The sequence below is a fragment of the Sphingobacterium litopenaei genome (assembly GCF_014692495.1).
In the GTDB taxonomy this organism is placed as follows: Bacteria; Bacteroidota; Bacteroidia; order Sphingobacteriales; family Sphingobacteriaceae; genus Sphingobacterium; species Sphingobacterium litopenaei.
In genome coordinates this window covers 91,643-107,960 of sequence record NZ_JACOIJ010000010.1, presented here as the reverse complement: position 1 = coordinate 107,960, position 16,318 = coordinate 91,643, and the positions used below count along the sequence as shown (strand labels likewise).

12 protein-coding genes are annotated in these 16,318 nt (G+C 34.3%); 6 read left to right on the top strand and 6 right to left on the bottom strand.

Going from position 1 to position 16,318, the window contains the following annotated elements:
* Window positions 1-289: 289 nt before the first annotated feature.
* Window positions 290-1,921, top strand: a complete 1,632-nt coding sequence (locus tag H8B04_RS07445; protein ID WP_190301940.1) for an ABC-F family ATP-binding cassette domain-containing protein — start codon at window positions 290-292, stop codon at window positions 1,919-1,921.
* A 51-nt stretch (window positions 1,922-1,972) separates the two neighbouring features.
* Here the strand turns inward: H8B04_RS07445 and H8B04_RS07440 are convergent, their stop codons facing one another.
* The 6 genes from H8B04_RS07440 to H8B04_RS07415 form a co-directional block, all read right to left on the bottom strand.
* Window positions 1,973-2,320: a YcxB family protein gene (locus H8B04_RS07440; protein ID WP_190301939.1), complete on the bottom strand. Its 348-nt coding sequence runs from the start codon at window positions 2,318-2,320 to the stop codon at window positions 1,973-1,975.
* 314 nt (window positions 2,321-2,634) lie between these two features.
* Window positions 2,635-4,212 (bottom strand): efflux MFS transporter permease, encoded by a 1,578-nt coding sequence (locus H8B04_RS07435; RefSeq protein ID WP_190301938.1) that lies wholly within the window; start codon window positions 4,210-4,212, stop codon window positions 2,635-2,637.
* Between the two features lie 5 nt (window positions 4,213-4,217).
* Window positions 4,218-5,273: an HlyD family secretion protein gene (locus H8B04_RS07430; RefSeq protein ID WP_190301937.1), complete on the bottom strand. Its 1,056-nt coding sequence runs from the start codon at window positions 5,271-5,273 to the stop codon at window positions 4,218-4,220.
* Window positions 5,273-6,592 carry a TolC family protein gene (locus H8B04_RS07425; protein ID WP_190301936.1) on the bottom strand — a complete coding sequence of 440 codons (1,320 nt, stop codon included), beginning with the start codon at window positions 6,590-6,592 and terminating at the stop codon, window positions 5,273-5,275. The genes H8B04_RS07430 and H8B04_RS07425 overlap by 1 nt, the downstream gene beginning before the upstream one ends.
* A 102-nt stretch (window positions 6,593-6,694) precedes the next feature.
* Window positions 6,695-7,090 (bottom strand): luciferase domain-containing protein, encoded by a 396-nt coding sequence (locus tag H8B04_RS07420; RefSeq protein WP_223815317.1) that lies wholly within the window; start codon window positions 7,088-7,090, stop codon window positions 6,695-6,697.
* A gap of 33 nt (window positions 7,091-7,123) precedes the next feature.
* Complete coding sequence (locus tag H8B04_RS07415; protein ID WP_165289755.1) at window positions 7,124-8,035, bottom strand: SRPBCC family protein; 912 nt, start codon at window positions 8,033-8,035, stop codon at window positions 7,124-7,126.
* A gap of 231 nt (window positions 8,036-8,266) precedes the next feature.
* On the opposite strand from H8B04_RS07415, the gene H8B04_RS07410 reads away from it, so the two are divergent.
* From H8B04_RS07410 to H8B04_RS07390, 5 genes are read left to right on the top strand one after another with little or no spacing between them, the layout of a single operon-like run.
* Window positions 8,267-9,418: a Pycsar system effector family protein gene (locus tag H8B04_RS07410; RefSeq protein WP_190301934.1), complete on the top strand. Its 1,152-nt coding sequence runs from the start codon at window positions 8,267-8,269 to the stop codon at window positions 9,416-9,418.
* A 9-nt stretch (window positions 9,419-9,427) separates the two neighbouring features.
* Window positions 9,428-10,315, top strand: a complete 888-nt coding sequence (locus H8B04_RS07405; RefSeq protein WP_190301933.1) for an SdiA-regulated domain-containing protein — start codon at window positions 9,428-9,430, stop codon at window positions 10,313-10,315.
* The gene (locus tag H8B04_RS07400) at window positions 10,315-11,391 is read left to right on the top strand and encodes a metallophosphoesterase (protein ID WP_165289758.1); all 1,077 of its coding nucleotides are present in this window, start codon (window positions 10,315-10,317) and stop codon (window positions 11,389-11,391) included. The genes H8B04_RS07405 and H8B04_RS07400 overlap by 1 nt, the downstream gene beginning before the upstream one ends.
* Window positions 11,392-11,430: 39 nt before the next feature.
* The gene (locus H8B04_RS07395) at window positions 11,431-13,734 is read left to right on the top strand and encodes a hypothetical protein (protein ID WP_190301932.1); all 2,304 of its coding nucleotides are present in this window, start codon (window positions 11,431-11,433) and stop codon (window positions 13,732-13,734) included.
* A gap of 9 nt (window positions 13,735-13,743) precedes the next feature.
* On the top strand, window positions 13,744-16,314 hold the full coding sequence (locus H8B04_RS07390; RefSeq protein WP_190301931.1) for a BamA/TamA family outer membrane protein: 2,571 nt from the start codon (window positions 13,744-13,746) through the stop codon (window positions 16,312-16,314).
* Window positions 16,315-16,318 lie beyond the last annotated feature (4 nt).

The following is a 16,318-nucleotide window of genomic DNA, read 5'->3' as shown; positions in this document are numbered from 1 at the left end:
GTCCTAATATCTGAGAAAATACGTTTATATTTACCATGGCGGTGATGGAATTTTAGCGAATTAAATATAGCAATCCCTGCTATATAAATACACCGCCATTTTTTCCCTTATTTTGGACACTACTGTAGCCACATATATTTTAATTTTTATTAAAAAAAATATTAAACTTATTAATATTAATTAGTGAGCTACAACAAATTTATTTTGTAGGGTATTCAATATGATTGTGCATATAATTAGAAATAACCCACTTAAATCTTATCTTTGCAACTCATAAAAAATTTTAATTGTGATTGATGTAAATAATGTCTCTGTAACATTTGGGGGCACTACCTTATTTAGCGACGTATCTTTTTCTATTAATGAAAATGACAAAATAGCCCTAATGGGCAAAAATGGTGCTGGGAAATCTACCTTACTTAAAATTATAGCTGGTGTCGGTAAGGCGACTACAGGTGGCGTATCTGGCCCTAAGGAAGCTGTTATTGCCTACTTACCACAACATCTTCTTACAACGGATAATGCAACTGTCTTCGAAGAAGCTTCTAAAGCCTTCGAAGAAGTTTATAAAATGCGTGATGAGCTTGATCAAATCAATGAGCAGCTGAACATTCGTACAGATTACGAATCGGATGATTACATGAAATTAATCGAACGCGTATCTGAATTGAGCGAAAAATATTACTCGATCGAAGAAACGAACTATGATGCAGAAGTCGAGAAGGTATTAAAAGGTCTTGGCTTCGAACGTACTGATTTCACAAGACCAACTTCAGAATTTTCTGGTGGATGGCGTATGCGTATCGAATTAGCTAAAATTCTCCTTAAAAAGCCGGATCTTATTCTTTTGGATGAGCCTACCAACCACATGGATATCGAAAGTATTCAATGGTTAGAAGAATTCTTGGTTAATTCAGCGAAAGCTGTTATCGTTATTTCCCATGACCGTGCTTTTGTCGATAATATCACGAATCGTACGATTGAGGTAACAATGGGACGTATTTATGACTATAAAGCCAAATATTCGCACTATTTAGAATTACGAAAGGAACGTCGTGCTCATCAATTGAAGGCATATGAAGAGCAACAAAAGTTCATTGCCGACAATCAAGAATTTATCGACCGATTCAAAGGAACGTATTCAAAAACACTACAGGTACAATCTCGCGTGAAAATGTTGGAGAAACTAGAAATCATTCAAGTGGATGAAGTGGACAATTCAGCATTACGTTTGAAATTCCCTCCTTCTCCGCGTTCGGGTAATTATCCTGTGATTGTCGAAGATCTTTCTAAATCGTACGGAGACCATGTTGTTTTTGAAAAAGCAAATATGGTTATCGAACGAGGTCAAAAACTAGCTTTTGTTGGAAAAAACGGTGAAGGTAAATCGACCATGATAAAAGCCATGATGGGTGAAATTGATTTTGAAGGTACGTTGAAAGTCGGTCATAATGCTAAAATCGGGTACTTTGCGCAGAATCAAGCTTCTCTATTGGATGGAGAATTAACAGTTTTCGACACAATTGATCAAATCGCTGTGGGTGATGTGCGTGTGAAAATCAAAGACTTGTTGGGTGCTTTTATGTTCAGCGGTGATGATATGAATAAAAAAGTAAAAGTGCTTTCTGGAGGAGAAAAAACACGTCTGGCGATGATAAAATTATTGTTAGAACCTGTAAACGTGTTGATTCTCGATGAGCCTACCAACCATTTGGATATGAAAACTAAAGATATTATTAAAGACGCTTTGCAGGATTTCGATGGTACATTGATTTTAGTTTCCCACGACCGTGATTTCTTAGATGGTTTGGTTACCAAAGTTTTTGAATTCGGAAATAAACGTGTACGCGAACACTTTGAGGATATTAAAGGCTTCTTGGAATATAAAAAGATGGCCAGTCTAAAAGATATAGAAAAGTAAAAATCAAAAGCCTGAACATATGTTCAGGCTTTTGATTTAAAATAGATATCTCTATTTCCATTCCCAATTCAATTCTTCTGAATAAGGTATATTAAGCAGTTTATACATTTCAAGTAATCTTAGTTTTATAGATTCTGTATGATTTGTATCTTCTTTTGGAATAATTAATGATTGACCACCTTTAATTTTAATCAAAAACATAGAAGAAATCTCAACCAATTCCATGACTTCGCTCGTTGAAACTTTACTTTCGCTTCCGGCATCACGTGTATGAATAAAATCATCAGCCAATTCAACTGTTACAACCTGATTTAATTTTTCTACGAAATTCTCCTTAATATATGCTTTAAAATGGTTTGTATATTTTCTTCTTTCCCATTTAGGATAAAGGAACACCATAGAATAGCGAAAACACCAAAAATTATAGCTAACGCTATATTTTCTTTGACAAAAAAAGAATACCAAAGAACACGTAAAATACAGGTACAATTATCTTATTTCTAAATCTTTTCTTTGTTATGCGCTCCGATTTCGAAGCTGTGTATAATTGATATATTAAATAATGATTCTCCTCTAAGGAGTATTTTAAAATCATAGTTTATGTTATTGATTTGTCTAAAATAAAGAAAACTTTGTGAAATTTTATAAAGAAAGCCTGAACATTTGCTCAGGCTTTCTACTGTTAAAATATAATATATGAAGATAAAAACGGACTATGCTGGTGAGACTAGATTTTGCTTTAATTTATTATACATCGTTTTCAATGATGGTGAGAATAAAATCAACACCAATAAACAAATGCTAATAAGGGACATCAATTCGTAATAATCCATGGCATAGCGAACATAAGCCTCATTCCGTACACGTTGGGCTATTAACTTAATTGCGGCAGCATGCTCTTTATATTGCAAGCCTTGATTCATTAATTTTCCCGCTTCTGTGGATAAGTATTCTCTGAAAATTGGATTATTCGGTTGAAGTTGACTGCCAAAAGCCTCTTGGTGTTGTGAATTTTCAAATAGTTTGAAAAAATTCTGTAATCCTATACTTGTTGTATATCCTAAATAGCGAATTGCTAAACAAACAGCTGCTGCAGAAACGCCAAAATGAGTTTTGACGCTGGAAATTACAAAGAGAATTGTCGGCACCATGATCAATCCTACTCCTAATCCATGAATCACTAGTGGAATAAAGAAATAATAGTCATTACCATCACTTTCGAAAGAAAAGAACATGATCTGATGGAAAGTCAACAAGCTAATATACCCAAAAGACCACATCCATTTTACCGATCGTTTTGCCAGAATCCAATACATCGAAAAGACTACCCCGCAGACTATCCCTAAAATATTAAACCATTGTATATAGGATAAATGTATTGGATCTAAATGCAATACTTGAAGGAAATACTGATTGGCAATTGACAATGAGAAACGCTCAATATACATCATGTAAAGCACCAAAAGTCCTAAAAGAAAATTTCGGCTTTTGAATATTCCCATGTGAATACAAATACGCTTCAACACATTTTGGCGAACAGTAAAAATTAGTGTTAGCGAGATAAATAAGATCAGTGCAATAAGCATTTTGGAATCTGAGAACCAATAGACTTCTTGCCCGTACACCATCATATAACCGAAACTTACAATAAGCAAGCTGTACAAAATAAAACTTCCCCAATCCAAAGAAAATAAAGGATAAGGTTTTGCCTGACGGATGGAACGCATCGTCAGCATAATCATGATAAGCCCTGGAACAAAAGAAATGGCTGCGTAAAAGTAGATTTCATCGAAATTGAAGGAATCAATAAAATCTGCTGTAACGAAGGTATTGAATGGCGAACTACACAATAACATACCAAAAAACACAGCATAACTTCCCTCCTTTGCTCTCTCAGATTTCAATCGGGAGAATATCATAGAAATAGACAGATTCACCGCAGAAGCAAATAACATTCCTTGAAAAAATCGCAATCCATACACCCATTCAATATCCGAAATCAAATGCATGAGCAGACAATTCAATATTTGCAGTATATTGAATATAATGTAGTAATGTTTGACAGGAAAGAACTGAAAAAATCGTCTTTCTAATATATAGAAACCTACAAAGCCTGCATAAAACAATACAATTAATAACTGTACATCCGATGGCTGACAACCGTAATAACCTGCTGTCACATTGATATTGGCGCCCGGTAGAAAAAATAAAACCATGCTGGGCATCAATCCGCTGAAAAGAATCAACTTGATCAACCATTCTGGCACCCACTCTTTGAATATTCCTTTCACCTCTGTTATTTTTTCGGAACAGAAACATTCACATTCATACCCGAACGAAGCTTATTTTCGTTTTGTCCTTTATCTAATTCAATACGAACCGGAACACGCTGTACGATCTTCACGAAGTTACCTGTAGAGTTATCTGGAGGCAAGAGTGAAAAAGAAGAACCTGTTGCTGGTGATATCGAAATAATATGACCTATAAACTTCTCATCTGGGTAAGCATCCGCTTCAATTTCTACTTTATCATTTAGAGCCAAATGACGCAACTGCGTTTCTTTAAAGTTCGCAGTAACCCATACAGGCGTTTCGGCATTCACAATAAATCCTAAAACTTCACCCGCATTGATCATCTGCCCTACTTCAATAGTTCTTTTTCCCATGATACCATCATAAGGCGCACGAATGATTGTATAACCAACATCCAAATGTTTTCTGCCTGCAGCAGCAGCCAAACGACTTTTTTCTGCGCCAATTACATTCTTTTGGACATCGACATCTTCTACTCGCTCTTTCGATGCATCCAATTTATGTTTTAGCGATTCTAATTCACTTTTGTATATATCAAGTTTTGCTTCTACTTCTTCCAATTGTTGTGCTGTTGCTGATTTTTCATCGTATAAGAACTTATAGCGATCATATTCCAACTGTTGCTTTTTTACTTTTGCTTCGCTGGCGCTAATAGATTTTTGCAACGCTTCGTGTTCTTGATTTAAAATTTGCTTTTTGCTCGACAAAACACTGATTTCCGCATTCTCGCGCTGAATTGATGCTGAAGCCTGATCCGCTTCATATTTGTATTCTCGATTGTCAATAACCAATAAAGTATCACTTCTTTTTACCGTTTGGTGATCGCGGTAGTTTACAGAAACAATATATCCTCCGACACGGGAAATAACAGGATTTATATATTGTGTCACCTGCGCATCATTCGTATAAGTATACCTGACACGCAACCACAATGTTTTTCCTCCCCAAATTAATAACACAAATAAAATGACCCCAGCTAGAATATTTGTGATGCGTGTTAATTTTCTATCTGATAAATGCTGCTCCGATTTAGGCTTCATTAAATAGTACCCTTTAAAAATTCAATAAAATAATAGTGTTTCTGTATAGCGATTTTGGCTGTTTCCAGCTCAAATAATGTTTGCAATAATTGCATATCTGCATCGAGAAGGTCTGTAACTAATGCTGCAGATTTGAAATAGCGGTTTTTAATGATACGTGCATTCTCTTGGGCTAAATCGACATTTTTCAATTTTACATCCTTCTCTTCCAATGCAAGTTTATACCCTAAGAAAGCTTGCAACAATTGATTTTCTAATGTTTCTTCCTCGTGGTGATGTTTTACTTTTTCACGTTCATAAGCGATGTTAGCTGATTTGACCACATTCTTATTCAAGTAAAATGATGAAATAGGAATATTCAACTTCAGACCTACGATACCTAAGTTGTACCAGGCATCATTATAGGGATAAAGAAATATTTGAGGATTTGCGAAAGTGAAGGTACTTGTAAGTCCGAGTTCGGGAAGATAATTGGATTTGGCTTGCTTGATGGAAAGCTTTTTGAGTTGAACTTCCTGTTCTGATTTTTGGAGGATAAATGCGTTTTCTTTGGCTTCTTTCACAATTTCCTCGTAGTCGAACAGTGTTTTGTCAAAAACTCGTTCCGTAGGAACTATCTCATCATCAATGCCAGTAATAAACTGTAATTTTTGATTGTTTGCAGCAATATCATGTTGAATTTGAACAAGCAACATTTCACGTTTAGACAATTCCAATTCTATTCGTAATACATCACTAGAAAGCACAGAACCTGCTTTGTACAGGTTTTTTACTTGCTTTAATTGTTCTTTTTGATCGATAATATCATTTTCAATCAAATTCTTGTGAATATAGCAACGTTGCAAATCCAAATAAAGATTGCAAACTTCCATCTTGATTTCTGCATTGGCCGTCAACCAATCTATAGAAGCAATTTCTTTCTCTAATTTCGCGGATTGAATCTTCATCAAATCACGATGGCCATTATAAAGGTTCAAATAAAAATCTGCTCCAGTATCGTATAAATAATGGATGACCTCGTGTTGAGAAGGTTTTTTGAAAATCCCATTGTCATAAATGGGCATATTAGTTGCATAACTTGCGGACCCACGAACAGAAATTTTTGGAAGTAATTCCATTCGTGTTTGCTCTACCTCTACTTCTTTTTGTTTTAAGTTTAAGTGTGATTGTTTGATGTGTTTACTGTTATTCATTGCATGTTTTAGGATATCATCCAACGATACATGTAATGAATCGATCGCATAAGTTGTATATACCGAGGACGATAGCACGCCTATCGCTAAAGACCTCTTTACCCAAGTTGGGAAATTTAAATTCACTGCCCTTTATTCTAAATTAATTAGTGCAAACTTAGAGACTAATTCATTTAAAAATTTATTCACAAATGGCAATAAAATTCTAATTATTGCCAAAAGTGTGATTTAAGACATGTTTTTGAATGATCTTTGTTGATAGGCTAGAGAAAGAAGCTTTTTTGCATAAACTAAATCATCGGTATTTTTAATATAAAAGCTAATCCAACCCGACTTAGGAAAGACATGATGGGATGAAATTCGACCTTCAAACAATAATTGAGCCTTCAGTTTTTTTGATAAAAGGACATCTAAAAGACCATTGCTATGTATATGCGCTAATTCTTTCTTATTAAAATCGAATTGTAACCCTCCATATGGGTGCATCAAAATAATTACATCGGGCATTTGCTGACCAAAAGATTCTAATTCATCTATGAAGTCTAATATTATTGGATTCGTTATTAAATACCAAATCCGCATTATACTGTCATAAACATTTCCCATCAAGGGAATATGCTTCAAATAGCCTAAATATTTGACGACGAACGAAAACATCTAGTTCTTTTCACTAAGGTGTTTTATGTGCTCCATGACACGAAAATGCACATTTCGCGTCACATTCTCCGCCCACAAATCAAAATACCAGGTCGGGAAAACATACAACTTATACCAACTGTTTCCAATTAAAGTGGTCGTTCCATTACCATTATCTTTTAGGATAAATTGACCTCTTTTAATATCAATATGCCCCATTATTTCTGGGTCTTTTGGCTGATCGATGATATCAAAAGTTAGTTTTTTATTCTCTTCAAATTCAACAATTGTTTCATCAAAAATATACCCATTGCTAAATATACATTTACGGTTGGCACCTAATTCTCGTGCACTCACTGTTGTAGCCATTGGACTGGGCATACCGATTTTGAAAAACCAATATTTTTCCTTCTCTTCTATTTTATCAAAAGCTACTACATGTGGCCATATTTTGTCAGGAGTGGCTTCAATTAAAATCTCATCAGCAACTAAATTTTCATGATCATGATCACTTATAGAATCAACTATAAACACTGCTATCAATAAGGAAATCACACTGACATTGAGTTTTTGATTTTTGCGTTTAAACATTGCTCTTCCTAAAAAAGCACCTGTAATAACAAAAGCTCCTATTAGTGGTGAGACGATCAGTAAACACAAAATACCTTCACCTAATAAAAAATAACTTAATATTATTCCTATTATACCATTTAACAACGATAATAAGGTCAATTGCTTACCTCTCAATTCTAAATCCCGCCAAATTCCTGCAGAAATAATACCCATGAGAATAGGAACAATTACGAAAGAAGAAAAGACAATTATACCCGAAGAGTTTTCATGCGAAATTTTAGTTTGAATTCCCACCACGGTAAGGGCAAATATATTCGCAATTATTATTCCTAATGCAGTTTTTAAAAATCTTTGATTCATAGAATGAAAGATAGTTTGTTTTTTTTATCTAAAGTAAATAATTTATTATAAAATTAACGACTTACTCTGCATATAAAACTATAAATATGGGAACTAGTTATAGCATATAATAGATAATATCTTGAAAATAGAGTGACATGTTAATCCATTATTAAAGGTATTTTTGCGAAAATAATAGTAAATTTAAATGGATAGAACTGTTCAAATACCTATTATCATTAAACAAATTGTATGACAGCATACAGCTCATTACTAGTTAAAATTCAACTCCATATACAATCCTTATTTGGCAATTGTGCCAGTAACTATTGTTATCATGGTATGCAACATACCGAAGGTGTGGTAAATGCGACAAAAGAAATTGCGACACATTATAATTTGCCCGATGAAGACTATTTTATAGTGGTTACTGCAGCCTATTTTCACGATTTAGGATATATGAATGGTGGTAGCCAGGATCATGAAGTTCGAAGTGCGCAACTAGCGGAAGACTTTTTGAAAGCCGAAGAAGTGTCTGAAGAAGTGATTCAAAAAGTTAAAGATTGTATTCTTTCCACTAAAATGCCACAATCGCCTACTAATCTATTAGAGTCAATTCTCTGCGATGCGGATTTATTTCATTTGGGATCTCAAAATTTCAAAGAAAAAAGTAAACTCATTCATCAAGAAATCGAGAATACACATAACAAAAAAATAGGTAAAGGACTGTGGCGAAGAATGACTATTCTGCTTATGCAAGAACACAAATATCATACAGATTACGCAAAGGAAAAATTGGAAAAAAAGAAGCAAGAAAACTTGGAAACTCTTATCAAAGAAGAAAAAAAATCAAAAGATAAAAGTGCTTTAAATAAGAAACCGGAACGTGGGATAGAAACAATGTTTCGCATTACCTCGTCAAACAATCAACGCTTGAGCGATATGGCGGACAACAAAGCAAATATCTTGTTAACTGTCAATTCCATTATATTATCGTTGGTTGTCACTGTACTGCTTCGCAAGTTGGATAATGATACGCATTTATTGATTCCAACGATATTTTTAATGGTGATCGTGGTTTTAACTATGATCTTTGCTATTCTTTCTACTATTCCAAAAATTCCTAACGGGTATTTTAATTTAGATCAATTGGAAAAGAAAAAAGTCAATCTTCTCTTCTTCGGAAACTTCTATAAGATGAGTTATATAGATTACGAAAAAGGAATGGGTAAAGCTATGGAAGACAGCGAATTACTTTACGGTATGTTAACAAGAGATGTATATTCCCAAGGTGTTTCTTTGGGGCGTAAGTACGTTCTTTTGCGTTACGCGTATGGAATTTTTATGATTGGTTTGATAATCTCTGTTATAGCTTTTAGCATAGCGGTTGTTGCAGGTAAATAGTATTATAATATGTCAAAGAATACACTATTCTTATTTTATTTGATGTGCGTATGGGTTTTAAGCTCTTGCCAAACCTCGAGCAATGGTCAGCAAAAATCGAAAGATAATACTATTGCAGTATCTAGTTTCCAATATGATTTAAATACATCACAAAAGATATATACATTACCGGCAGTATTGGATGAAATTTCAGGAATTACATTTCATCCTCAACACACAGAAGTTATTTATGCTATTCAAGATGAATTAGGTAAGTTGTATTCTTACAGTTTATTGCAAGAAAAAGTCATTGATGAATTTACTTTTGGCAAAAGTGGAGATTATGAAGATGTTGCGACGGATGGAAAGTACTTTTATGTGTTAAAGAGCAATGGAGATATATTTTATTTCCCGTTTGATCATAAAAATGATAAATCAAATGTTCAAGTAATTAAGAATCTATTACCGAAGGGTGAATATGAATCTTTAGCTATCAACCCATCGAATAATACACTTCATGTGCTATGTAAAGAATGTAAAATAGACAAATCTAACGGCACTCTTACGGGGTATATTTTGCAATTGGGAGAAAATGGAAGTTTCGACACTACTTATAAAACGTTTAGTTTGGATATAAATAGTCTTAAATCTTGGAAATCCGATATAGGAAAAAGCATTAAACCTTCAGCAATAACATATAACGCGAAGACACAAGAATGGTTTATAATCTCTTCTATTGACAAGTTTCTCTTGGTTACAGATTCTGATTTTAATCCAAAAAATTTGGTTTCATTCCAACGTCGTCAATTTGAACAACCAGAAGGATTAGCGATAAATACCAAGGGAGAATTATTTATTAGCAGTGAAATTGGAGATTCAAACTCCGCCGCATTATATCAGTTTAAGAGCGAAATATAATGAAGTATTTACTTTCCTTACTTTTACTTTTATCGATTAATTCTTTTGGGCAAACGATTACTCATCGTATGCTCCTATTCGGTGATGCAGGTGAAATAAATGAAGGACAACAACTTTCTATTAAGACCGCTCTAGGACTTGTTATTCCTGAAAAAACTTCTGTTTATTTTTTAGGAGACAATATTTATCCTGTTGGAATGGGAATAGATAGTGCGAGCGCTTTAGAAACAGAACAAATACTAAGGCACCAATATGCCCCATTTATCTATATTAATGTGCCTGTTACATTTATCGCCGGGAATCACGATTGGGATAAATCAGGCAAGCAGGGATTGGAAAAAGTTAAAGCTCAAGAGGCGTATTTATTTTCACGGTCATTAGATCTTTTAAAATTTGTACCCAAAGCAGGCACTGCAGATGTATCAGTAGTGGATATCACAAATACTACTAAGGCTATTCTATACGATAGTGAATATTGGTTATTTCCTCATCACAGTAATCCAGATTCTGCCCTTTCGGAACAGGTAAGAAATATCTTTTTGGATAACATTAAATCCTTGATTTCTTCAAATCCAGACCAAACAATTTTTATTCTTTCCCACCACCCTATGCTGTCCTATGGTGAACATGGAAAAAATATAACATGGAAAGATCACGTTTTTCCTTTGACTAGAAAATGGAAGAATTTGTATGTCCCATTGCCTATTATTGGATCGGTATATCCGTTACTTAGAAATACAATATTTCATTCAGCTGAAGATATGGGACACACTATCTATCAGAAACTTATAAACGACATTACTAATAGTACGTCAAATCATAAAAACATACTTTTTATAGCTGGACATGATCATGGCTTGCAATTCATAGAAAACCAGAATATTACGCAAATAGTGACAGGTTCGGGTTCCAAAACTTCACATATAGCTCATAATACGGCGCAAAAATTTGTTTCCAATAAGCAAGGATTTTGTGTATTAGATGTTCTTTCCAGTGAAGACATTAGACTTGCTTTTTATACTGTAGAAAAAGGAACCGTTACAAAATCCTTTGAAACTTTGTTACCAAAGAAATAGTATAAAAGAATATTATTAACGACTAGAGAATTAGATTACATGCCATTCAAGAATATACATATTGATTTAAATATAGATTCAAGCGATATACAACAAGAATTCTCGCTTTCGCCCGTCATAGCAAAAATAAAGACTATTAGCGAGGATGCTTCTTACGGCACAAAATTATTAGCTAAAGAATTACTCCATATTATTGAAGAAAATCACGTTGAAAATCTGAGTGTTAAGAAAGATTCAGAAAAATTTAAACCGATTTTTGAAATCATTTCAAACCTTTCGGGAGATATAAATTTTTCAACAGAAGAGCCTATTGCCTTTGGTTTTCCCGTTCCGGACAAACTTATTTTCAGTTCTTCTAACTTGCAGGAACTTTCGGCTAATGGTTTAAAATTCTATGAAGGAGAAACGAATTGCGACACTATTAATACAAAAAACTTAATTCTTTATAATCTTATACTTGAACGTTTTTATGGAATCAACTCTATCGAGACAGATTATATATTTGAGAGCTCCTTCGCAGGTTATACCAAATACTATGAGCTAAAGATAGATTTTTCGTTTGTTGATATTCAATACCAAGGAACACTTCCGAAAATCGACCTTGCAGCGATAAGAGATAATAAATTTCATTCCTACGATGCATTAAACGATGCTTTGGCAGGGATTGATTTATCTAAATTCAAATTCGAAGGATTAAGTATTCTACGTTTTAAAAACCGCGACAAAGAATTCATAATTAAGAGATTACAAGATATTATTAAAAATGTCAATATTAAGAATAAGGAAAGTTTAAAGGAAGAATTAAACAGTATTTTTAGATCGATCATTCATAAGAATGATTTAGATTTCTTCTTTTTACCCATTTTTGAATTAAGCGGTTTTCCTATTTCTGAGAATGAATACGCCAAGAAATCCATTCTTTTGGGAGAATATATGAATCATTCCATTGCCTGCAGTTTATGCTCCATATATTCTTATTTGAGTGAGCCTATTATTTGGTCCTATGGAATAGATCAAGATTTAAACATTAATGATCAGGTCTTTATACAAATACTAAAAGATAATGGCATTACCAATTATTTGGGTATTCCGCTTTTTCATACAGACCGCTTTGTAGGTTTTATCGAAATTTATTCAAAACACAATAATTTTGACAAAAATGACGCATTGAAGCTAAAACCTTATCTTCCTCATTTTGCTCAGTTATCTAATGATTTTGTTGCCTATTTGAAAAATCAGTTGAACAATATTATTTTGCAAAATTACACTTCTATTCAGCCAGCCTTGCAATGGCGATTTAATGAAGTGGCCGTTTCGTATTTTTCCCAATTAAACAGTAATAAAGAAACAGCAAAATTAGATAAAATCATCTTTAAAGACGTCTATCCAATCTATGGCGCTGTAGATATTAAAGACTCCACCCGAATTCGTAATGCTGCCCAAAAGCAAACTCTGCTCCATCATTTAGAATCGTTAAAGCAATTGTATGAAGAGCTAATTACACATCAAGATTTTGATTATTTACACTGTTATGGACAAAATTTTGAAAACGCTTACCAATGTATTCATGACAAAGGGATAGAGAAAAATATTGTTAATCTTCGTACGTTTCTCGAGAAAAAAGTGCCTATATTTTTAGCAGAAATAAAACCGAAGTTGGAAGACAATGTCAAACTTCTTATTACTATTGATGAGATAGAGCGAAACAATACACTTATTTTAGATCCAAATAATGATCCTTTCGAGAAATCATTACGAGCATTTACTCAAATGATTAAATCGGAATATGATGATCTGAACAAACAGCTTCAAAGCATATTTCCGTGTTATTTTGAAACATTCAGAACGGACGGTGTGGAGTATGACGCTTATATTGGGCAATCCATTACGCCTACATCCACTTTCCGAGACGAAATTCTACACGAAATGTGTAAACATCAGATTCTTTCAATGATACGTGTAGTGCAAAAGGCGAGAACGCTGAGTACAGATTTACCCCTTCCTTTGAAAACTACCCAACTTCTTTTTGTTCATCCCGAAAAGATTAGCATCAGTTTCAGGGAAGATGAAAAGCGTTTTGACGTAGAAGGTGGTTATAACATTCGTTATCAGATTATTAAAAAACGTATTGATAAAGCATTAATTGAAAACACTAAAGAACGATTAGTTCAACCAGAAACTATTGCTATCGTATTCAGCAATGAGTATATCAAAGATGATATTCAAAAGATTTTGGAAGAAATTATTTTATCGGGATTAATCGAGAAAGATTATGAATTTCTTACATTAGAGGAACTACAAGGCGTAAGCGAATTGCGTGCTATTCGAGTAAAAGTCATCTAATCTTTTTGTATGAGGAATTATATCCAAAAATCTTTATTTCTTATATTCATTCTAGCAGGTTGGAACTCAGCTTTTGCACAGCAATCCGATAGTACTACCGCCATTATTGCTTCAGAATACGATAATGTTGGGGCATTTCATCGATTTTGGCTTGGTGATAGTTACCGCAAACTTTACAATACTCCAGTGAAGATGCGTGTGGTCAATCTCGCTACAGAAAAAGGTGGATTGCAGGTGGTAAAACTGGGAGGTGGTATGCAAACTCAATCCTTACGTCTGGAAGATCCTTCTGGGCGACAATGGGTTTTACGCTCCATCCAAAAGTTTCCAGAGCGTAGTCTTCCGCAAGCTCTCCGCAAAACCATTGCAAAAGACATCGTACAGGATCAGATTTCAATTGCGCATCCTTTTGGGGCTTTAACTGTTCCAACATTTAATAAAGCTTTAGAAATTCCGCATGCGGCGCCTGAACTCGTTTATGTTGGAGATGATCCTCGATTAGGCGAATACAGAGAAATTTTCAAAAATCGAGCTTACATTTTCGAATCTCGCACTCCAGACAGCGATCCTAAAACTGATAACACGGATAAAGTTATACGCAAATCGCTTGAAGACAATGATGTGCAAGTGGATCAAAAACTCACCTTACGCGCTCGATTGTTGGATTTTGTATTAGGAGATTGGGATCGTCATGAAGATAATTGGCGGTGGTCTCCTTTCAAAGAAGATGGCAAGACATTATATTCGCCTGTCCCTCGAGATCGAGATAAAGTATTCTACAAAACGTCTGGTGTTTTTCCTACACTTCTATCCTACCAATGGTTGAAAGCACATCTACAACCTTTTAGTCCGAAGATTAGAAATGTGGCACATTGGAATTTCAACGAACGCCATTTCGATCGTTTTTTTCTCAACCATTTAAATCATAAAGATTGGGAAAAAGAGATATCTTCTTTTCAAGTTATTGTAACTGATTCCCTTATTCATCAGGCCATGTTGGCCATGCCTGATACTATTGCTAAATTGAGTGCTGCAGAAATTGAATACAATATACACGCTCGAACCGCAGATTTAAAAAACTCTGGATTAACCTATTACAATTCCCTATCTAAAGTAGTTGACTTGCCTCTTTCTGCAAAAAATGAGTTTATTGAAATCACAATTGATGATAATGGATCGGTCGAGATCGATGTACACAATAAAAAGAAAGATGGGACACAAGGCAGAAGACTTTTCAAAAGACAATTTTCACCTCATGAAACAAAAGAAATTCGAATTTATGGCATTGCAGGAAATGACGAATATAAATTAAAAGGTCAAGGGAAAACACCAATTAAAGTTCGCATTCTCGGCGGTAAAGATTATGATATCTATTCTCGTTCAGCTGCCTTCCTAAAAAATAAAAACGTTATTCTTTACGACACTAAAGATACAACGACAAACAAAATTGATCTAGATAATAAAATTAGTTATCGTCTAAAGAATGACACTGCGGTACATGCTTACGATTATTACAATTTTGCTTACGACCGAAAAGGTGTTATCTTAAATCTAAATTATGGAGTAGACAGAGGTCTGATACTAGGTCTAGGCTATTTGATCGAAAATCAAGGATTCCGAAAATCTCCTTTTGCAGAAAGACATCAGTTTTCTGGAAGCTATCTTACGGGACGACGTTCCTTTATTTTTGATTATGAAGGAAAATACAAAGACCTCATCTTTGGTCATGATTTGGCTTTAGAACTTTCGTCTTTAGGTCCACGAAATCTGAGTAATTTCTTTGGGTATGGAAACAATACCCAATTCGAATACCGAGATATTCGCGGAATAAAATATTATCGTAATCGATATGATCTGGTAAATGCCAACATTTTTTTAGAAAAGGAAATACAAAAATCATTTAATGTCTATTATGGTAGTACTTCACAATTCTACCATAGTTCAAAGGCGAACAATGGAGGACATTTCTTTGAATATTTTGATAACAACTACCCTTCTGAAGATATTTATGGCGCTAAGTTTTTCACGGGAGTAGCAGCTGGAATTTCTTACGATACGAGAGATAAAAAGGAATTTGCTAAAAAAGGAATTCACCTAAATTCTAAAATATCTTGGCAAAGCCAAATTTCGGAAGCTAATAGACAGTATACTGCTTTTGAAACTAGCTTGAGTGTATACAAATCCATATTGGATAGCACGGTCACTTTGGCTAATCGTACAGGAGCACAGGCTGTATGGGGAAATCCTTATTTCTTTCAACATGCTAAAATCGGTGGAGAAAATAGTTTGAGAGGATTTAACACCAATCGATTTACTGGTAAAACAACCGCTTACAACAATTTAGATGCGCGTATCAAATTGTTTTCTATTAATTCCTATTTGCTTCCTGCCACATTTGGTGTATTAGGATTTTACGATATTGGTCGCGTATGGCACACAAATGAGCAATCATCCAAATGGCATATGGGATACGGTGGCGGTATATATTTCATGCCTGCTGATCTATTTATCATTCAAGGCGCAGTAGGATTTAGCAATGAGGCTACTTTGCCTTATATTCGAATTGGCATGTCTTTCTAAAGAA